The sequence below is a fragment of the Aeromicrobium sp. PE09-221 genome (assembly GCF_002174305.1).
Taxonomy (GTDB): Bacteria; Actinomycetota; Actinomycetes; order Propionibacteriales; family Nocardioidaceae; genus Aeromicrobium.
The window spans coordinates 117784-137049 of sequence record NZ_MIJB01000007.1 but is presented as its reverse complement, the minus strand read 5'-3'; the positions used below and the strand labels follow the sequence as shown (position 1 = coordinate 137049).

At 67.5% G+C, this 19266-nt stretch carries 16 protein-coding genes; 9 read left to right on the top strand and 7 right to left on the bottom strand.

Annotated features, from left to right (window positions below):
* Positions 1 to 186: 186 nt before the first annotated feature.
* Positions 187 to 1365, top strand: a complete 1179-nt coding sequence (locus tag BHE97_RS04330) for an MFS transporter (RefSeq protein ID WP_170931250.1) — start codon at positions 187 to 189, stop codon at positions 1363 to 1365.
* A 96-nt stretch (positions 1366 to 1461) separates the two neighbouring features.
* Here BHE97_RS04330 and BHE97_RS04325 read toward each other — a convergent pair whose 3' ends face one another.
* The gene (locus BHE97_RS04325; protein ID WP_087622787.1) at positions 1462 to 3393 is read right to left on the bottom strand and encodes a TIGR03960 family B12-binding radical SAM protein; all 1932 of its coding nucleotides are present in this window, start codon (positions 3391 to 3393) and stop codon (positions 1462 to 1464) included.
* A 155-nt stretch (positions 3394 to 3548) separates the two neighbouring features.
* On the opposite strand from BHE97_RS04325, the gene BHE97_RS04320 reads away from it, so the two are divergent.
* Together BHE97_RS04320 and BHE97_RS04315 are read left to right on the top strand one after the other, a co-directional pair.
* Positions 3549 to 4178: a hypothetical protein gene (locus BHE97_RS04320; RefSeq protein WP_140399959.1), complete on the top strand. Its 630-nt coding sequence runs from the start codon at positions 3549 to 3551 to the stop codon at positions 4176 to 4178.
* Between the two features lie 314 nt (positions 4179 to 4492).
* Positions 4493 to 5320 (top strand): hypothetical protein, encoded by an 828-nt coding sequence (locus BHE97_RS04315; protein WP_140399958.1) that lies wholly within the window; start codon positions 4493 to 4495, stop codon positions 5318 to 5320.
* A 109-nt stretch (positions 5321 to 5429) separates the two neighbouring features.
* On the opposite strand, the gene ndk is transcribed toward BHE97_RS04315, so the two are convergent.
* Both ndk and BHE97_RS04305 read right to left on the bottom strand, forming a co-directional pair.
* Positions 5430 to 5837: a nucleoside-diphosphate kinase gene (gene ndk / locus BHE97_RS04310; RefSeq protein ID WP_087622784.1), complete on the bottom strand. Its 408-nt coding sequence runs from the start codon at positions 5835 to 5837 to the stop codon at positions 5430 to 5432.
* Between the two features lie 55 nt (positions 5838 to 5892).
* Positions 5893 to 7029 carry a serine hydrolase domain-containing protein gene (locus tag BHE97_RS04305; RefSeq protein WP_087622783.1) on the bottom strand — a complete coding sequence of 379 codons (1137 nt, stop codon included), beginning with the start codon at positions 7027 to 7029 and terminating at the stop codon, positions 5893 to 5895.
* Positions 7030 to 7163: 134 nt separating this feature from the next.
* Between BHE97_RS04305 and BHE97_RS04300 the strand changes: the two genes are divergently transcribed.
* From BHE97_RS04300 to ugpC, 5 genes are all read left to right on the top strand, one after another.
* Positions 7164 to 8852, top strand: a complete 1689-nt coding sequence (locus BHE97_RS04300; protein ID WP_087622782.1) for a glycoside hydrolase family 13 protein — start codon at positions 7164 to 7166, stop codon at positions 8850 to 8852.
* Positions 8853 to 8968: 116 nt separating this feature from the next.
* Positions 8969 to 10288, top strand: a complete 1320-nt coding sequence (locus BHE97_RS04295; protein ID WP_087622781.1) for an extracellular solute-binding protein — start codon at positions 8969 to 8971, stop codon at positions 10286 to 10288.
* The gene (locus tag BHE97_RS04290; RefSeq protein WP_201791307.1) at positions 10285 to 11217 is read left to right on the top strand and encodes a sugar ABC transporter permease; all 933 of its coding nucleotides are present in this window, start codon (positions 10285 to 10287) and stop codon (positions 11215 to 11217) included. Before BHE97_RS04295 ends, BHE97_RS04290 begins: the two co-directional genes overlap by 4 nt.
* Before the next feature lie 5 nt (positions 11218 to 11222).
* A complete protein-coding gene (locus BHE97_RS04285; protein ID WP_087622802.1) occupies positions 11223 to 12068 on the top strand; it encodes a carbohydrate ABC transporter permease in 846 nt (281 codons plus the stop codon).
* Between the two features lie 4 nt (positions 12069 to 12072).
* Complete coding sequence (gene ugpC / locus BHE97_RS04280; RefSeq protein ID WP_087622780.1) at positions 12073 to 13230, top strand: sn-glycerol-3-phosphate ABC transporter ATP-binding protein UgpC; 1158 nt, start codon at positions 12073 to 12075, stop codon at positions 13228 to 13230.
* A 65-nt stretch (positions 13231 to 13295) separates the two neighbouring features.
* Here the strand turns inward: ugpC and BHE97_RS04275 are convergent, their stop codons facing one another.
* The 4 genes from BHE97_RS04275 to BHE97_RS04260 all read right to left on the bottom strand — a co-directional run bounded on the left by BHE97_RS04275 (position 13296) and on the right by BHE97_RS04260 (position 16551).
* Complete coding sequence (locus BHE97_RS04275) at positions 13296 to 14150, bottom strand: ParB N-terminal domain-containing protein (RefSeq protein WP_087622779.1); 855 nt, start codon at positions 14148 to 14150, stop codon at positions 13296 to 13298.
* Between the two features lie 13 nt (positions 14151 to 14163).
* On the bottom strand, positions 14164 to 14784 hold the full coding sequence (locus BHE97_RS04270; protein ID WP_087622778.1) for a metallophosphoesterase: 621 nt from the start codon (positions 14782 to 14784) through the stop codon (positions 14164 to 14166).
* A gap of 91 nt (positions 14785 to 14875) precedes the next feature.
* Positions 14876 to 15208: a DUF4233 domain-containing protein gene (locus BHE97_RS04265; protein WP_236757512.1), complete on the bottom strand. Its 333-nt coding sequence runs from the start codon at positions 15206 to 15208 to the stop codon at positions 14876 to 14878.
* Positions 15205 to 16551, bottom strand: coding sequence for a folylpolyglutamate synthase/dihydrofolate synthase family protein (locus BHE97_RS04260; RefSeq protein ID WP_087622777.1), 1347 nt, complete (start codon positions 16549 to 16551; stop codon positions 15205 to 15207). The genes BHE97_RS04265 and BHE97_RS04260 overlap by 4 nt, the downstream gene beginning before the upstream one ends.
* A 146-nt stretch (positions 16552 to 16697) precedes the next feature.
* Here BHE97_RS04260 and valS point away from each other — a divergent pair, with 146 nt between their 5' ends.
* A complete protein-coding gene (valS, locus tag BHE97_RS04255; protein ID WP_236757511.1) occupies positions 16698 to 19265 on the top strand; it encodes a valine--tRNA ligase in 2568 nt (855 codons plus the stop codon).
* Position 19266 lies beyond the last annotated feature (1 nt).

Here is a 19266-nt window from a genome sequence, read left to right as displayed (position 1 = left end):
TACCAGCATGAGGAGCCTCATGGGTCGCTCGCTGCGCTCGCTCATGCTGACACCGCCCGAAAAGAGCCACGATAGGCCGATACCAGCATGAGGAGCCTCATGGGTCGCTCGCTGCGCTCGCTCATGGACTCCAGCGTAACGACCCCGCTCGCCCTGCAACCGGACGCGAGGAGTTCAATGGCACCGATGTCCACCTCCCGCGGTCGCGTCCTTGTCGGCGCCTCGATCATCCTGCTCGCCCTGAATCTGCGCGTCGCCGTCGGCAGCGCCGGCGTGGTCATGAGCTCGCTGCAGGAGGATCTCGGCCTCTCCCCCACCGCGGCCGGGTTGCTGACCACCCTGCCGATGGTCTGCTTCGCGGTCTTCGGCCTCGCGACGGACAGCATCGTGCGCCGGATCGGGCTGCACCGCACCACGATCCTCGCCCTCGTCGCGATCGCTGTCGGGCTCGCGCTCCGAGCCTTCGCCGACGGACCGGCGCTTTTCTTCGCGATGTCCTTCCTGGCGCTCTCCGGAGCGGCCCTCGGCAATGTCTCCCTCCCGCCCCTCGTGAAGGTCCACTTCCCCGACCGCATCGCCTTGATGAGCGCGCTCTTCGGTGCGGCCCTCATGGGCAGCGGCACGATCTCATCCCTGATCTCCGTCCCGGTCTCGCAGGGACCGGGAGGCTGGCGCCTGGCCATCGGCATGTGGGCGGCACTCACCGTCGTCACGCTGCTGCCCTGGCTCACCCTCATCGGACACGATGTCAAGACGAAGATCGGCGGAGCAGGCGGTCTCCCGGCTTCCGCAGTGATCCGCTCACCTCTCACCTGGGCGATGCTGCTGTGCTTCGGCGCCCAGTCCGGCGGCGCCTACGCCCAGTTCGGGTGGTTCGCGCAGATCCTCGCGGACGGAGGCGTCGACGCGACCACCGCGGGCCTGATGCTGAGCCTGCTGATGGCCGTGGGCATGCCGATGACGCTCGCCCTTCCCTGGCTCATCCGACGCTGGGGCCAGACCCCGCTTCTGCCGTTATGCTTCGGCGGCGTCACGACTATGGGCTGGCTCGGCGTCCTGGTGGCTCCCAGCCAGGGGCCCGCGGCATGGGCGGTGCTGCTGGGGCTGGGCGGCGGTGCCTTCACCTGGGTGCTCGCGATGATCGGCTATCGCACGAGGACAGCGGCGGGCACGAGCACCTTGTCGGCGATGACCCAGGGGCCGGGCTACCTGGTCGGCGCCGTCTCCCCCTTCCTCACGGGGGTCCTGCACGACCTGACGGGGAGCTGGAATGCCTCGTTGATCATGCTCGCATGCACCGGCGTGATCATCGCCATCGCCGGAACCTACATCGCCCGTTCCGGCCCCCTCGAGTCACGGATCTAAGCGTGTCGCCGCACAGATGACGATGCATTGCGGCTGTTATGACGACCCGAATGCATCATCATCGGTCCTCTGCGGGCCCAGCCTGAGCTCGAGGGCTCAGACAACCGACAGCGGGAGGAGCTTCTGGCCCGTGGGGCCGATCTGGATGTCCAGGTCCATCTGGGGACAGACACCGCAGTCGAAGCACGGGGTCCAACGGCAGTCCTCGACCTCGACGGCACCGTCGGGATCGATCGCGTCCTGCCAGTCCTCCCACAGCCACTCACGGTCGAGGCCGGAGTCCAGATGATCCCACGGCAGCACCTCGTCGTAGTCGCGCTCACGGGTGGTGAACCAGTCGAGATCGACACCGAGCGGTACAAGCTGCTCGGCCGCCTTCTCCGCCCAGCGGTCGTAGCTGAAGTGCTCACTCCAGCCGTCGAAGCGACCACCGTCGCGCCACACCGCCTCGATGACCCTCCCCACGCGGCGGTCGCCGCGCGAGAGCAGTCCCTCGATCGTGCCCGGCTTGCCGTCGTGATAGCGGAAACCGATGGCTCGTCCGAAGCGCTTGTCGCTCTGAACCGATGCACGCAGCTTGCGGAGCCGCTCGTCGGTGGTCTCGTGATCGAGCTGCGAGGCCCACTGGAAGGGCGTGTGCGGCTTGGGCACGAAGCCGCCGATCGACACCGTGCAACGGATGTCCTTGCGGCCCGATACCTCACGGCCGGTCTCGATCACGCGCTTGGCGAGCTCACCGATCTGCAGGACGTCCTCATCGGTCTCAGTCGGCAGGCCGCACATGAAGTACAGCTTCACCTGGCGCCAGCCGTGTGAGTAGGCCGCGGCGACGGTACGGATGAGGTCCTCCTCCGACACCATCTTGTTGATGACCTTGCGCAGCCGTTCGCTGCCGCCCTCGGGAGCGAAGGTCAGACCCGAGCGACGACCGCCCCGGCTGAACTCGTTGGCGAGGGTGATGTTGAAGGCGTCGACGCGCGTCGACGGCAGGGAGAGCGAGGTATTGGTGCCCTCGTAGCGGTCACCGAGCTGCTGCGCGACATCACCGATCTCCGAATGGTCCGCACTCGACAGGCTGAGCAGCCCGACCTCCTCGAAGCCCGACTGCTTGAGCCCGTTGTCGACCATCTGACCTATCGTCTGCAGCGACCGCTCGCGTACCGGACGCGTGATCATCCCGGCCTGGCAGAAGCGGCAGCCGCGGGTGCAGCCACGGAAGATCTCGACGCTGAACCGCTCGTGCACCGTTTCAGCCAACGGCACGAGCGGCTTCTTCGGGTAAGGCCAGTCGTCGAGGTCCATCAGGGTGTGCTTGGCGACCGTCCAGGGGATGCCCTCGCGGTTGGGGGCGATCTTCTCGATACGACCGTCGGGCAGGTAGCCGACGTCGTAGAACTTGGGGACATAGACGCCGCCGGAGGCCGCGAGACGGGCGAGCAGTTCGTCACGTCCGCCGGGCCGGCCCTCGTCCTTCCACTCGCCGATGACCTCGCTGATCGCGAGCACGACCTCCTCGCCGTCGCCGAGGACGGCCGCATCGACGAAATCGGCGATGGGCTCGGGATTGAAGGCGCTGTGACCGCCGGCGAGGACGACCGGATCGGCGTCGGTGCGGTCGACCGCGTGCAACGGGATGCCCGCGAGGTCGAGCGCGGTGAGCAGATTGGTGTAACCGAGCTCCGTGGCGAAGCTGACGCCGAGGATGTCGAAGGCCGCGATCGGACGGTGGGCGTCAACCGTGAACTGCGGGATACCGTTCTCGCGCATGACCCGCTCCATGTCGGGCATCACCGCATACGTGCGCTCGGCGAGGATGTCGTCGCGCTCGTTGAGGACCTCGTAGAGGATCTGGACGCCCTGATTGGGCAGCCCGACCTCATAGGCGTCCGGGTACATGAGCGCCCAGCGGACGCGGGCGGCGTCCCAGTCCTTGACGGTCGAGTTGAGCTCGCCCCCGATGTACTGGATGGGCTTGCTCACCGACGGCAGGAGGGGTTCCAGTCGTGGGAAGACGGACTCGACGGACATGCCTTCCAGGGTAGGCGGTGAGCCCACGGCCGTGAAATCCCCCGGCCTCTCGCACCGTGTGGTGGCGAGCCGTCATCAATGTCATGGCGGTGGTGGGGGTTGATGACATACCGCCGAGCCGTCCCGCACGGCAGCGCCGCCGCTAGGCTCGTGCCGTGAGACGACGCCAGCGCCCACCTCAGCCGTTCGCCGTCAGCTACGTGCCCATCGCCGCCGACGGATCCCTCGACCAGTGCCTGACGATCACCAACAACACCGAGGTCTCGGTCATGCCCACCTTGCGCTTCCGTCCGCACAATATGTACGGCATTGAACTCCCCCACGTCACCACACGAGGCGTCAACGGCTCCCACGCCGGATGTGCCGTGCTGCCGGCCGGTGGGTCTCTGCGCGACATCCTGCGCTTCGACGGTCAGGGCGCCGACCAGGTCCGTCACGTGCAGGTCGAGCTGGCCGGTGCCGAGGAGATCGACCACCCCGCTCTGGAACACGAGGTCACGGCCGTGATGATCGACCTGGACCAGAAGGCCACTGCCGACCCGGATCAGTTCTGGGGCATCGGCATCGTCAACGCCAATCCCTTCGGCGTGACGCTGCGGATCTCGCTGGTGGCGCTGGAGGAGCGTGTTCGTCGCGATCAGCCCCGGCAGGTCGCGGAGGCGGTGACCCTGCAGGAGGACGTCGACATGGCCTCGGAGTCGAACCACATCGTCTGGCTACCCGACGAGGTGCGCGGTCAGTTCCACGATGTCGTCCACCACCTCGTGCCTCCGACCTACGCCTGACCACGGGCCGGCCCGTGCCGACGCAGGATCGACGCAAGATGTGATTTCGCGGTCGCTATAGGAGCCGCAGAGTCACATCCTCCGTCCCACCCCCGACAGAGGATGTGATTCCAGGGTTGCCAGGGCGACCGCGGAGTCACATCCTCGGTTGTCCACAGCCGCGACATCGGCCGGTGGTCAGATCGACCCGGAGCCGACAGGCTTCGTCCATGGAGAGTGTGTTGCCGGCAAGCGAAGCGAACCGCCGTTGGGGACGAGCGAAGGTCCGGCATCTCATCGACTCGGGTCGCTGGCAACGGCCATGGGCTCGAGTCGTGGTGACGCATAACGGTCCGCTCGATCGCCGCGAGCGGATCGCCGCCACCTGGCTCGCAGCACCACCGGGCTCCGTCGTCTCCGGTCTCACCGGGCTGGAACTCGATGGTTTGAGGGGATTCGAGGACTCTCGCGTCTTCTTGACGCTCCCCCAGGGACGTCGGCCCACCGCGCTGCCTCCGAGCGAGTTGCACTGGAGCACCTGCCTGGAACTCGGGGTGGACGTTCACGTGGCCAGGACCCCGCGCCGCACGATCATCGCCCGCAGTCTGGTCGACGCCGCCAGTTGGAGCGCCCATCAACGTCATGCTCGAGTACTCATCATCGCCGCGTTCCAGCAGGGGCTCGTGCAGGCCGATGCCGTGACAGCGGCGCTGGAGCGACGCGGCACCTGCCGGCATCGGGCGCTGATCGTCGAGTCGGTCCTCGATGCTCTCGGCGGCATCCAGTCGCTACCGGAGCGGGACTTCACATGGATCTGGCGAGTCCTCGGCCTCCCCCCGCCGACCAGACAGCAACGGCTCAAAGGCGCGGACGGCCAGTATTACCTCGACGCCTACTGGCGTGAACTCGATCTCGCGGTGGAGATCCACGGCGCTCCCCATCGCGCGGTGAACCGTTGGGACGCCGATGTGGTCCGCGCCAACGAGGTCGCCATCACAGGCAGCCGCGTGTTGGTGTTCACGTCATTCGCGATCCGGCGCGAACGGGCCGTCGTGGCCGACCAGCTGCTGCGGATGGCACGCCGGTGCGGATGGACCGGTCAAGCGCCGACCCGCGAGGAGTTCCTCGCCCTCGACGCCCTCGAACGCCGACCAGCCGCCTGACCGTTTCTTGCCTCGCCACCGGAGGATGTGACTCGATGGTTGCCATAGGAGCCGCAGAGTCACATCCTTCGTCGCCTCGCGTCCCCCGACCGCATCGCCGGACGCGAGGTCAGAGATTCGGGAACCAGAGGGCGATTTCGCGAGCCGCGGACTCCTCCGAGTCCGAGGCATGCACCAGATTCTCTCGATTCGAGAGCGACAGATCGCCGCGGATCGTGCCCGGCGCCGCGACGCGACCATCGGTCGCCCCGTTCAACGCGCGTACCACCGAGATCGCCTCGTCACCCTCGAGCACGAGCGCGACCAGCGGGCCGGACACCGCGAACTCGCGCAGCGGTGGGTACCAGGCCTGATCGACATGCTCGGCATAGTGCGTATCGGCCATCTGCGCATCGATCGAACGCTGCTCCATCGCCACGAGCCTCAGCCCCTTGGCTTCGTATCGCGAGAGGACTTCACCCACCAGACCACGCCGAACCGCGTCGGGCTTGATGAGTACGAGGGTGCGCTGTGTCATGCCCCGAACCTATCGTCAGGCCCACGAGTCCAGGAGCCCGGACCCGACCGGAGGGTCAGAGATCCGCCGCGAGAATCGCCTCGACATAGGCCGCCGAGCGGTCCGATCCGATGATCCCGGGGGCCATCTTGTTCATCACATACGAGAGCGTGAGGCCGCGGTCGAGGAACATGATCGTCATCGAACCACCCCAGCCTCCCCAGAAACACGTGCGCTCGTCGGGGATATACGGCACGCTAGCGGGCTCGGGCAGTGCGAACCCGATGCCGAAACGCAACGGCACGCCGAGCACCAGATCGACATTGCGCGCCTGCTCCTCGAAGATCCGATCGATCGTCGCCGGCGACAACAGCGTGACACCGTCCACCGCTCCGCCGAGCGTGATCGTCGAGAACGTCCGGGCCAAGGCACGGGCATTGGTGTGTCCGTTGAGCGCGCCCATGTCCGCGCGACGCCATGCCGTCGTGTTGGCGGCGGAGGCATCGGCCACCGGGCCGGTGAAGGTCTTCACCACGGGCGAATCGGAATCCATGCTCTCGAGATCGAAGGGCAGCGGCGGCGGGGGCACGATCTCCGCGATGCGGTCATCGTCTTCGGGCCGCGCCCCGATCTGCAGGTCGACCCCGAGCGGGGCGGCGATCTCCTCCGCGACGAACTGCTTGAGCATGCGGCCGTCGGTGCGGCGGATCACCTCGCCGAGCAGATGACCCTGATTATTGGCGTGGTAGCCCGAGGCCGTGCCCGGCTCCCACCAGGGCGCCTGCGCGGCAAGACGCGATGTCGCCGTGTCCCAGTCGTACATATCGGTCACCACGAAAGGCGGCTCCCATCCGGAGACACCCGAGGTGTGCGACATCAGCTGTCGGACCGTGACGGCGTCCTTCCCGTTCTGCGCGAACTCCGGCCAGTACCGCGCGACCGGCGCATCGAGGTCGATCAGTCCGCGATCCACGCACATCAGGACAGCCAGGGCGGTGATCTCCTTGGTCGTGGACCAGACATTCACGATCGTGTCGCGCTCCCACGGCAGCGTCCGTGCGGCATCGCGGTGACCGCCCCAGAGGTCGACGACGGTCTCACCGTCCAGATTCACCGCGATCGCCGCGCCGAGCTCGTCACCGGAGTCGAGCTGCTCGGAGAACACACGCCGGACGCGCTCGAAGCGTTCGTCCTGGAAGCCATCCACAGTCATGAGCGCTCTCCTTCGGTGATCCGGCGCGGAGTCCGGCGACGGTGATCCACATCACTGTCAGGAAGCAGACTAGCGGCCCGCGTCCGCAGACACGATGGTTAATCTGGACGCCTCTTCTCTTGCCGGAGGACCGCATGAGCACCTCGCCCTGGTGGCGCGACGCCGTGATCTACCAGATCTATCCCCGATCCTTCGCCGATGCCGACGGGGACGGGATCGGCGACCTACCTGGCATCACGTCCCGTCTGGAACATCTGCGAGACCTCGGGGTCGATGCCGTCTGGCTGTCCCCCTTCTATGTCTCACCGCAGAACGACGGCGGTTACGATGTCGCGGACTTCCGTGATGTCGACCCGCTGTTCGGCACGCTCGCAGACATCGATGCGCTGCTGGACCGTGCTCACCGGCTCGGACTGCGGGTGATCGTCGACCTCGTACCCAATCACTCCTCCAGCGAGCATGCGTGGTTCCGTGCCGCGCTCGCCGCCGCGCCCGGCAGTCCCGAGCGGGCCCGGTACGTCTTCCGCGACGGCCGCGGCGAGCAGGGAGAACGACCGCCGAACAACTGGGTCAGCAACTTCGGCGGCCCGGCCTGGACGCGCGTCACCGAGCCCGACGGCCGGCCCGGCCAGTACTACCTGCATCTCTTCGACTCGTCCCAGCCGGACTTCGACTGGACGAATGGCGAAGTGCATGAGGAGTTCGAGAGCATCCTGCGATTCTGGCTCGACCGGGGCGTCGACGGTTTCCGGGTGGATGTCGCCCACGGCCTGGTGAAGGCCGAGGGGCTGCCCGATGCGGATCTATCGATCGACCCCCATGTCGACACCACGACGCTGCTGCCGATGTGGGATCAGCCCGGCGTCCACGACATCTACCGACGCTGGCGGAGCATCGTCGACGAGTACTCCGAGGACCTCGTGGATGTCTGGGGAGACGATGCCGACCGCGTGCTCTGCGCGGAGGCCTGGGTGCAACCCTCTGCGGCGCTGTCACGGTACGTACGTCCCGATGAGCTGCACCAGTCCTTCAACTTCGGCTATCTCATGACCCCCTGGATCGCCGCGGACCTGCGGTACTCGATAGCGGACTCGCTCGAGGCGACGGAGACGGTCGGCGCCCCTCAGACCTGGGTGCTCTCGAACCACGATGTCGTCCGGCATGCCTCGCGCTTCGGCTATCCCCAGCGGCCAGGACTCGCCCGGATGCCCGGCATCGGCGCCGACGACCCCCAACCCGATACCGAGCTCGGGCTGCGCCGCGCACGCGCCGCGACCGCCCTGATGCTCGCGCTGCCCGGGTCGGCGTACCTGTACCAGGGCGAGGAGCTCGGGCTCCCCGAGGTGACACGCCTGCCCGATGACGCCCGCCAGGACCCCTCCTGGGAACGCTCCGGCCACACCGATCGCGGCCGCGACGGCTGCCGCGTTCCCCTCCCCTGGTCCGCGGACGCGCCGTCCTTCGGTTTCGGCCCCGGCGACGATTCCTGGCTGCCCCAGCCGGACGAGTTCGGCCCCCTCGCCGTCGATCGGCAGGACGGCACCGAGGGGTCGACGCTGGAGCTCTACCGGAAGCTCCTGTTACTGCGTCGGAGCCGAGCGATGGGTCGCGGCGGGCTCTCCTGGATCGACGGACAGGGCGACGACGTCGTGGCCTTCCAGATCAGCTCCGGGGAACTCGACACGGTGGTCATCGCGAATCTCGGTGCCGCCGATCTTCCCTTGCCCGATCACCTCACTGTCCTCGTATCCAGCGGCACGCACGACGGCGACCGGGTCCCTCCCGACACCACGGTCTGGGCCCGCCGCGCCCACGGCACCTGAGGAGTTGCGGCTCTGCGAGTTCTCTCCTAAGTTGAGAATCCGCTGTGGCGCCGGTCACAGGATCACGGGTGACGGTTCACGGACGACCTAAGGGGCGATTCGATGGGACGCAGGATATGAGGCGTAAGGGGGCCGTACTCCGCCGAACGCTGGGGGCCGCGGCCTGCGCGACCCTCGCGGCATCGCTCCTCGCCGCCTGCGGCGGAGACAGCGGCACGCCGACGCTCACGTGGTACATCAATCCCGATGGGCAGGAGACCCTGACCCAGCTCGCCGAGGACTGCAGCACCGACGACTACGACATCCAGATCCGGGCACTGCCGTCGAGCGCCACCGACCAGCGCACCCAGCTCGCGCGCCGCCTCGCCGCGGGTGACTCCTCGATGGACCTCATGAGCCTCGACCCGGTGTTCGTGCCCGAGTTCGCCAATGCCGAGTGGATCCTCCCCTTCGAGGACGATCTCGCCGATCAAGCTCTGGAGGACGTGCTCGCCGGCCCCGCCGACATCGTCCAGTGGAACGACCAGGTCGTCGCCGTCCCACAGTGGGCGAACACGCAGGTGCTCTGGTACCGCAAGTCGCTGGCAGAGGCGGCCGGGCTCGACATGTCTCAACCCGTCACGTGGGATCAGGTCATCGATGCCGCGGCCGACCAGGGCGGCACCGTCGGGGTCCAGGCCAACCGCTATGAGGCCTATGTCGTGTGGATCAACGCGATGATCCAGGGCGCGGGAGGCGATATCCTCGACCCGGACACCGTGGAGGACGGCCGCGACGCCACGGTCACCATCGACTCCCAGGCCGGCAAGGACGCGGCGGCCGTCATCCAGAAGCTCGTCGACTCGGGCGCGGCCCAGCCGGACCTCAGCACCTCCAATGAGGGCACCAGCCTGGGACGGATGTTCCCCGCCGAGGGCCCCGGCTCGTTCATGGTCAACTGGACCTTCGTCTACTCCAACTACCAGGGACTCGTCGGCCAGCCCGGCGGTCCGGCCGATGACGAGGCCTTCGAGGACCTCGGATGGGCGCGCTACCCGCAGACCGTCGAGGGCGAGGAGTCCAAGCCCCCGATCGGCGGCATCGAGATCGGCGTCGGGGCCTTCACCGAATACCCCGATTTCGCGCAGGAGGCGGCGCTCTGCGTCGCCAGTCCCGAGGCCCAGACCGCTCTGGCGGTCAACGACGGCTTCGCACCCACCCGCGAGTCCGTCTACGACACGCCAGAACTGGCCGAAGCCTTCCCCGCAGACCTGCTGGAGCTCTTCCGGGAGAGTATCGATGAGGCGGGGCCGCGCCCCAAGAGCGCCTTCTACAGTCAGATCTCCAATGCGATCCAGTCTCGCTGGCACCCGCCGTCGAGCGTCAATCCCGACACCACACCTGAGCGTTCCGCCGCCTTCTTGAAGGCGGTCCTGCGAGGGGAGGCTCTACTGTGACCACCACCGCCGAAACCGCGACGAAGCCGAGACGCGAGGCTCGCACCTCGGACAAGTCCCGGGCCGAGAATCGCCTCGCGATCAAGCTCGTCGCCCCGGCCATCGCCCTCATGCTGCTCGTCACGGCGTTCCCGATGCTGCGGGCGCTGTACCTCTCCATGTTCGACTACACCCTCACGGCGCCGGACGACCGGACCTTCGTGGGCTTTCAGAACTACCTCACCGCGCTGAGCGATCAGCTGTTCTGGCGCGACACCGCCAACACCGTGTTCATCATGGTGGTCACGGTCTTCTTCGAGCTGGTGATCGGTTTCGCCTTCGCCATGGTGATGCACAAGCTGATCTTCGCCCGCGGCCTCGTCCGGACCTCCATCCTCATCCCCTACGGCATCATCACCGTCGTCTCGGGCTTCGCCTGGCAGTTCGCCTTCTCCAATACCAACGGCTTCGTCAACAGCTGGATCCCGTTCATGAACCCCGACTTCAACTGGTTCGGGGACTACTGGTCCGCGATGGCAGCCATCATGGTCTCGGAGATCTGGAAGACCACGCCCTTCATGGCCCTGCTGCTGCTCGCGGGACTGGCCCAGGTGCCCGAGGACATGCTGGAGGCCGCCAAGGTGGACGGTGCGACCTGGTGGCAGCGGCTGTGGCGCGTGATCCTGCCGAACATGCGGGCGGCGATCATGGTCGCCGTGCTCTTCCGGGCCCTGGACGCCTACCGCATCTTCGACAACATCTTCGTCATGACCAACGGCGCCCAGGGGACGGAGTCGATCTCCTTCCTCACCTACCGCCAGGTGATCGAGCAGTTCCAGCTCGGCATCGGATCGGCGCTCTCGGTCCTGTTGTTCCTCTCGGTGCTGGTGGTCGCCTTCGGCATCGTCAAGCTCTTCCGCGTCGATCTGTCGGCCGCCAGGCAGGGGTGAGCATCATGCGCAACGACACGCTCAGCCGAATCGGGACCGCGGTCGGTCTCATCCTCATCCTCGTCTGGTGCCTACTGCCGGTGGCGTGGATCATCTCGCTGTCCTTCAAGAGCCAGGAGGCCGTCACCAACGGCAGTCCCGGTTTCTTCCCCAGCAGCGGCGGTGGCGCCGGGTGGCAGAACTATGTCGATGTCGTCAAGGACGACCAGTTCCGCCAGGCGATCTTCAACTCCATCGGCATCTGCCTCATCGCCACGCTGCTCTCGGTCGTCATCGCGACGCTCACGGCGTATGCCGTGGCGCGACTGGAGTTCAAGGGCAAGAAGTTCGTCCTGACCACCGCCCTCGTGATCGCGATGTTCCCGGTGGTGTCCCTCGTCGGCCCGCTGTTCGACATGTGGCGCACGCTCGGCATCTACGACACGTGGATCGGCCTGATCATCCCCTATATGTCGTTCACACTGCCGCTCGCGATCTGGACCCTCTCGGCCTTCTTCCGCGAGATCCCCTGGGAGATGGAGCAGGCCGCACAGGTCGACGGTGCGACCGCCTGGCAGGCCTTCCGGCGGGTCATCGTCCCGCTGGCGGCGCCCGGCGTGTTCACCGCTGCGATCCTGACCTTCTTCTTCGCTTGGAATGACTTCGTCTTCGGCATCTCGCTCACCTCCACCGAGCGGGCCCGTCCCATCCCGGCGGCGTTGTCCTTCTTCGTCGGCGACGATCCGTTCAACCGGCCGGCATCGCTGCTGGCCGCCGGCGCCGTCGTCGCGACGGTGCCCATCGTCCTCCTGGTCCTGTTTTTCCAGCGCAAGATCGTCGCCGGTCTCACCGCCGGCGCAGTGAAGGGTTGAGCTCATGGCAGCCATCGAGATGAAGAACATCGTCAAGAAGTACGGAGACGGCTACCCGGCCGTCAACGACGTGAGCATCGATGTCGCGGACGGCGAGTTCGTGATCCTGGTCGGGCCCTCAGGCTGCGGCAAGTCGACGCTGCTGCGGATGATCGTGGGACTGGAGGACATCACCTCGGGGGACATGCTCATCGACGGCGAGCGGGTCAACGATCTCGCTCCCCGCGATCGCAATCTCTCGATGGTGTTCCAGAACTACGCGCTGTACCCGCATCTGACGGTCTACGAGAACATCGCCTTCCCGCTGCGTCTCGCCAAGCTCGACAGCAAGGAGATCGACGAGAAGGTCCGCGAGGCCAGCCGCACGCTCGACCTCGACGAACATCTGGACCGCAAGCCCGCCAATCTGTCGGGCGGCCAGCGTCAGCGCGTGGCGATGGGTCGCGCGATCGTGCGCGATGCCAAGGCCTTCCTCTTCGACGAGCCGCTGTCCAATCTCGATGCGAAGCTGCGTGGGCAGATGCGCACCGAGATCTCCCGGCTGCAGAAGCGGCTCGGCATCACCACGGTCTACGTGACCCATGACCAGACCGAGGCGATGACCCTCGGCGATCGGGTCGCGGTCATGAAGAAGGGTGTACTGCAGCAGCTCGCCTCCCCTCGCGAGCTCTACGAACAACCGGCCAATCTCTTCGTCGCCGGCTTCATCGGCTCGCCGCCCATGAACTTCCTGCCGGCCACCGTGGAGGGCGATCAGATCACTCTGCCCTTCGGCACCTTCCCGCTCCCGGCCGACAAGGCCGAACGCACGGCGGGCAAGGGGCTGTTGATGGCCGGCATCCGTCCTGAGCACTTCGAGGATGCAGCGGTGCAGGCCGATGTCGATGAGGCACGGACCTTCGACGCCCACATCGACGTCCGCGAGTGGCTCGGCGACCAGCAGTACGCCTACGTGCCCTACGATGCCGAGCCGGAAGTCCAGGACCAGTTGCGCGAGTTGGCCCGCGAGGCCGACAGCGACTCGTTGCGCACGCAGCTGGTCGTGTCGCTGGACTCGGCGAGCCAGGTCCGCGAGGACGACGAGGCGAAGCTCTCGATCGACACCGACAAGATCCACATCTTCGACCCCTCCACCGGAGAGAACCTCACCGTCGGCCTGTGACGGGAACCCGTTGAGTGTGACGTTTGGACGGCAAAGACGTCGTTTTTGCCGTCCAAACGTCACACTCAACGGGGACGGCGGCGGGAGTTGCCGCGGACGGCTTCCATGACCTCGTTGCTCCACTCGTGCTCACGGATGAGGCGATAACGTTCACAGGCGACCCGCAGATATGCCGCCGCCGGGCGTTCGTCGGGTCCGCGCACCCCGGCCTCCTCGATCATCTCCAGCACCGGCACGAACTCCTCGGCGTACCAGCGCTCCGCCATGGTCTTCTTGTCCATATAGGCGCCCTCGGCGTGCATCGTGCGGGTTGCCCACGCCTCGACCGTCTCGGCGATGACGCCGTAGTCGGTCGGCTCGTCGACCGCCACCGCGGCGCGCGCCTCACCCGTGAACGGCACGCGTTCGAGCATGATCCGGCGCCAGTGCTTGCGCTCCAGGTCATCTCGCCCGTCGATACCGACCGGCCGCAGGAAGGTGTCGATCGCGGTCACCCGGGCCTCGATCACCTTGAGACCCATGCTGCGCGCAACCGAGACACGGTGGTGACCGTCGCGCACGAAGTAGTAGTCCCCCACCTGGTAGACGTCGATCGGGGGGATCTCCTCACCCGTCCGACTGGCCCGGGCCAGGCGCTCCCAACGCTGCCTGCTGCGGGCCGAGGTCGGCCGGAACCGGCGATCGAAGTCGCGCATACGGTCCACGGAGCCGACGATCGCATCGAGCGGGATGACCTTCGTGCCGGCGTAATGCTCGGCCCGGCGGCCCAGAGCCGAGACCACATCGTCGAAGGACATCGTCTGGGTGGTGTCGGAGTCACCGCGCATCCGCGCCGCGAGCGATGACAGGACCTGATGCCGACGGGCGCGCATGAAGTCGCTCTCGGCGTCGACGCGGGGGGAACCCGAACTGCTCACCATGAGAATCTCCTCGTCAGGCGCTGCGTCGTCTCTCGGTGGCGGCGGGATCGGCCGCGCGCGGCTCGACCTCCAGCACCGTCCAGGGGATGACATTGCGCACGGTGGTGCCCCCGACCTGCCGGTCGGGCTTGCTCATGCCGTACGGATGGATATGACCGTGCAGGTGCCAGGTGGGGACGAGGGCCTCGAGCAGATCGTGCAGTGCCTCGATGCCCCGATGCGCCGGATCGGACTCGTCCCCGAGGCCCGCCGGCGGTGCGTGGGTCAGCAGGATGTCGACCGGACCGCCGGCTGACGCGGCGAGCTGCCGAGCCCGGGTCCGGTACTGCTCCTGCGTGTACTGATGCGGGCCGTCGTTGTAGCGGACCGAACCGCCGAGTCCCGCGATGCGTAGTCCCGCGATCTCGAGGACCTGGTCATCGGCCGGTAGGAAACCCGCCGGGGCGTCCTCGCCGTCGATCGGATCGTGGTTGCCCGGCACGAAGGCCGCCGGCACCTGCAGAGCCGCAGCGAGCATGGCGAGGTAGTCCCACGGAAGATCGCCCGCCGAGAGCAGCAGATCGACGCCGAGCCGCAGCGCTCGCGGGCGTGCGGCAGACACCTCTTCATCGGCGACGACGAGCACGCGGACCATGGTCCGACATTACTCTCGCTCGCCCCGGGCGTCCCCCGAAGATGTGCCGGTGTGGTCGTCCCAGCAACCGTCGAAGCACATCGTGCGTCGGTCAGCCGTGCTCGGCCCAGCGGGCGCGATCGCTTTCGATCCGGCGTCCCATCCAGATCGCCGTGCCCCACAGCGCCGCGAACATCAGACCCACGAGGAACATGACGGGGGTGATGAACCCGAGGGCGATCGCCGCGCCCTGGATGGCGTGTCCCAGCCACTCACCCACGGGCGTTCGCAGCAGGCCCGCGGCGAGCAGACACCCCAGCGCGAGGCCCACGCCGATCGCGATGCCGAGGACAGGATCGAGGTCCTCGACCATGATCATGACCGGCGCCGAGAGTCCGAGGACGATCGACTCGAAGCAGAGCACCGCCATGGCCAGATGCTTCACGGCCGCTCCTCCCCCGCCACCCCGAGCAGCGTGCGCGCCTCACCCACGGTGACGACTGATCCGGTGATCAGGACGCCGCCGCTGCCGACGGCGTCCTCATATCCCTCGGCGGACTCGGCGCGGGCGATGCCCTCCTCGACCGCGGCGTCGAGTCGCGGGGCGTAGGAGACGCGCTCCCCACCGAAGATGTCCGCCGCGACCTGGGCGAGCTCGACGGCCGGTAACGAACGATCCGAGGAGTTCTCGGTGACGACGATGTGGGCCAGGACCGGTTCGAGCTGACGCAGCATCTCCTCGACATCCTTGTCGCCCATCATCGCGACGACGCCGACGAGCGGGCTGAAGCTGAACTCCTCCTGCACCGCGCGCAACATCGTCTCGACACCGTGCGGATTGTGGGCGGCGTCGAGGAGCACGGCAGGGCCACGACGCACGATCTCCAGTCGGCCCGGCGAGCGGACCTCACCGAAGGCCTGGCGGATCAGATCGGGATCGAGCTCCTTGGCCCCCGTGAACGTCTCGACCGCCGCGAGGGCGAGCGCGGCATTGCGAGCCTGGTGCTCGCCGTGCAGCGGCAGCAGGAGGTCCTCATAACGGCCGCTGAGGCCGAGTAGCGTGAACTGCTGGCCGCCCACGGCCGGGACCCGACTCTCGACACCGAAGTCGATGCCCTCGCGCACGACCGGCGCGCCCACCTCCAGTGCTCGGCGCATGAGCACGTCGAGCACCTCGGGCTGCTGTCCGGCAAGCACCACCTGTCCACCGGGCTTGATGATGCCGGCCTTCTCCACCGCGATCTGCTCGGGCGAGTCACCGAGGTAGCGCGCATGATCGACCCCGATGGGAGTCACGACGGCGACGCGCGCATCGGCGACGCTCGTAGCATCCCAGCTGCCACCCATCCCGACCTCGACGATCGCGGCATCGACCGGGGCATCGGCGAAGGCGGCATAGGCCATCGCGACCATCATCTCGAAGAACGAGAGGGGGTGCTCCTGCTCGTCGTCCACGAGCCGTGCGAAAGGCACGACATCCTCATAGGCTCGCACGAACTCGTCATCGGTCAACGGATCGCCGTCGATGCTGATGCGCTCGGTGATCGACTGCAGGTGAGGGCTGGTGAACCGGCCGGTGCGGAGGCCGAACGCCCGCACCAGCGCGTCGATCATGCGACTGGTGGTGCTCTTGCCGTTGGTGCCGGTCAGCTGGATCAGGGGGGTGGCGTCCTGCGGACTGCCGAGCAGCTCGCATATCGCGCGGATACGGTCCAACGACGGCTCGAGCTTGGTCTCGGGCCAGCGGGCGAGCAGCTCCGCCTCGACCTCGCGCAGGGTGGGATTCATCCCCTCCAGCCTATCTCCCGCTCCGACGCTCCCTTCGCGAGAACCGCGGGCGGTGCGGTTACGCCCACTCGCGGACACGATTGCGCCTGTCGGCAGGCCGACGCGGGGTGACCCGCGATGGCGGCACTTCCGTAGACTGGGCGACTGTGAACACCGTCCCGGAGAAGCCCGTCCTCGAAGGTCTCGAAGCCAAGTGGTCCCAGGCGTGGGAGGAGCGCGGCACCTACCGCTTCGACCGCACCAAGACGCGTGACGAGATCTACTCGATCGACACGCCCCCGCCCACCGTCTCGGGGTCCCTGCACGTCGGGCACGTGTTCAGCTACACGCACACCGATGTCGTCGCGCGCTTCCAGCGCATGCGCGGCAAAGAGGTGTTCTACCCGATGGGCTGGGACGACAACGGCCTGCCCACCGAGCGACGCGTGCAGAACTACTACGGCGTGCGCTGCGATCCGTCGCTGCCCTACGACCCGGAGTTCACTCCCCCGGCCAAGCCGGACCCCAAGAAGCAGATCCCGATCAGCCGGCGCAACTTCATCGAGCTGTGCAATGAGCTCGTGCACGAGGACGAGAAGGTCTTCGAGCAGCTCTGGCGCACGCTCGGCCTCTCGGTCGACTGGACCCAGACCTACACGACGATCGGCGCTGAGGCGCAGACCGTGAGCCAGCGCGCCTTCCTGCGCAATGTGGCGCGCGACGAGGCATACAGCCAGGATGCGCCCACCCTGTGGGACGTGACCTTCCAGACCGCGGTGGCCCAGGCCGAGCTGGAGGCCCGCGAGTACCCCGGCCACTACTACCGCGTGGCCTACCAGCACGCCGACGGTCCCGTCCACATCGAGACCACGCGTCCCGAGCTCACCGCAGCGGCCGTCGCGCTGATCGCCCACCCCGACGACGAGCGCTACCAGCACCTGTTCGGCGGCACCGTGACCTCGCCGCTCTTCGGCGTCGAGGTGCCGGTCATCGCCGACACCGCCGCGGACCCCGAGAAGGGCTCGGGCATCGTGCACTGCTGCACCTTCGGCGATCTCACCGATGTGCAGTGGTGGCGTCAGTTCCAGCTGCCCAACCGCACGGTGATCGGCCGCGACGGCCGGTTCCTGCGTGAGACCCCCGAGTGGATCGCCGCCGACAGCGGCCGCGCGCTCTATGAGGAGCTCGCGGGCAAGACCGTCTTCTCCGCGCGCGAGCTCACCGTGAAGGCGCTCCAGGAGTCCGGCGACCTCGACGGCGAGCCGAAGCCCACGCAGCGCATGGCGAACTTCTACGAGAAGGGCGACAAGCCGCTCGAGATCGTCTCCACGCGCCAGTGGTACCTCAAGAACGGCGGCCGCGACAGCGAACTGGCGCAGGCGCTCATCAAGCGCGGTGACGAGATCACCTTCGTGCCGGCCTACATGCAGTCGCGGCTCACCAACTGGATCGAGGGGCTCAACGGAGACTGGCTGGTCAGCCGCCAGCGCTTCTTCGGCATTCCCTTCCCGGTCTGGTACCGGTTGGACGCCGATGGCGAGCCGGACTACGAGGACCCGATCTTCGCGACAGAGGCCGAGCTGCCGGTCGATCCCGCCTCGCAGCCGCCCGCCGGGTTCGAGGAGTCGCAGCGCGGCGTGCCGGGCGGCTTCATCGCCGACCCCGATGTGCTCGACACCTGGGCCACCTCCTCGCTCACCCCAGAACTGGTCTGCGGCTGGGAGCGGGACAACGACCTCTTCGAGCGCACTTTCCCGATGGACGTCCGCCCGCAGGGGCACGACATCATCCGGACCTGGCTGTTCAGCTCGCTGGTGCGCGCGCACCAGGAGTTCGGCACCGTGCCCTGGAAGTACGCGACGCTCTCGGGCTTCGTGGTCGACCCGGATCGCAAGAAGATGAGCAAGTCCAAGGGCAATGTCGTGGTGCCCGACGAGATCATCGACAAGTTCGGCGCCGATGCGGTCCGCTGGCGCGCGGCCGGAGCGCGCCCGGGCGCGGACTCGCCCTTCGATGAGGCGCAGATGAAGGTCGGCCGCCGCCTGGCGATGAAGGTGCTCAATGCGAGCAAGTTCGTGCTCGCGGCCGAGGACGCCTACGGCCTCGGTGCGGACGCGTCCTTCCTCGACCCGGCCAAGGTCACCGAGCCGCTCGACCGCGCACTGCTGACCGGACTCCAGTCGGTGGTATGCGAGGCGACCGAGCACTTCGAGTCCTTTGACTACACCTCTGCTCTCGAGGTCACCGAGAAGTTCTTCTGGGACTTCTGTGACGACTACCTGGAGCTGGTCAAGGAGAGGGCACGACGCGACGATGCCGCAGGCGAGTCGGCCAAGGCCGCCTTCGTGCTGGCGCTCTCGACGCAGCTGCGGCTGCTCGCACCGTTCCTGCCGTATGTGACCGAGGAGGTCTGGTCCTGGTGGCGGGAGGGCTCGATCCACCGTGCCGCCTGGCCGACCGTCGAGGCCGATCTCGCGGGCGAGACCCAGGACGCCGGGCTGCTGACGGTGGCGGCACAGGCGCTCGCGGGCATCCGCGGAGCCAAGTCGACCGCCAAGGTCAGCCAGCGCACCGAGGTCACGGCCGTGACCATCGCCGGGCGCGCCGCGGACCTGGACACCCTCGGCCTGGCGCTCGACGATGTGAAGGCGGCGGGCCGGGTGACCGGTGACGTCACCACCATCTCCGATGACTCCGCCTCCGAGCTGACCGTCGAGGCCATACTCGCGGACTAGA

Excerpts from the sequence above, each read along its gene's own strand:
- BHE97_RS04330 (WP_170931250.1), top strand. The coding sequence starts at position 187 with ATGTCCACCTCCCGCGGTCGCGTCCTTGTCGGCGCCTCGATCATCCTG.
- BHE97_RS04325 (WP_087622787.1), bottom strand. The coding sequence starts at position 3,393 with ATGTCCGTCGAGTCCGTCTTCCCACGACTGGAACCCCTCCTGCCGTCG.
- ndk (WP_087622784.1), bottom strand. The coding sequence starts at position 5,837 with ATGACACAGCGCACCCTCGTACTCATCAAGCCCGACGCGGTTCGGCGT.
- BHE97_RS04305 (WP_087622783.1), bottom strand. The coding sequence starts at position 7,029 with ATGACTGTGGATGGCTTCCAGGACGAACGCTTCGAGCGCGTCCGGCGT.
- BHE97_RS04300 (WP_087622782.1), top strand. The coding sequence starts at position 7,164 with ATGAGCACCTCGCCCTGGTGGCGCGACGCCGTGATCTACCAGATCTAT.
- BHE97_RS04295 (WP_087622781.1), top strand. The coding sequence starts at position 8,969 with ATGAGGCGTAAGGGGGCCGTACTCCGCCGAACGCTGGGGGCCGCGGCC.
- BHE97_RS04285 (WP_087622802.1), top strand. The coding sequence starts at position 11,223 with ATGCGCAACGACACGCTCAGCCGAATCGGGACCGCGGTCGGTCTCATC.
- ugpC (WP_087622780.1), top strand. The coding sequence starts at position 12,073 with ATGGCAGCCATCGAGATGAAGAACATCGTCAAGAAGTACGGAGACGGC.
- BHE97_RS04275 (WP_087622779.1), bottom strand. The coding sequence starts at position 14,150 with ATGGTGAGCAGTTCGGGTTCCCCCCGCGTCGACGCCGAGAGCGACTTC.
- BHE97_RS04270 (WP_087622778.1), bottom strand. The coding sequence starts at position 14,784 with ATGGTCCGCGTGCTCGTCGTCGCCGATGAAGAGGTGTCTGCCGCACGC.
- BHE97_RS04260 (WP_087622777.1), bottom strand. The coding sequence starts at position 16,551 with ATGAATCCCACCCTGCGCGAGGTCGAGGCGGAGCTGCTCGCCCGCTGG.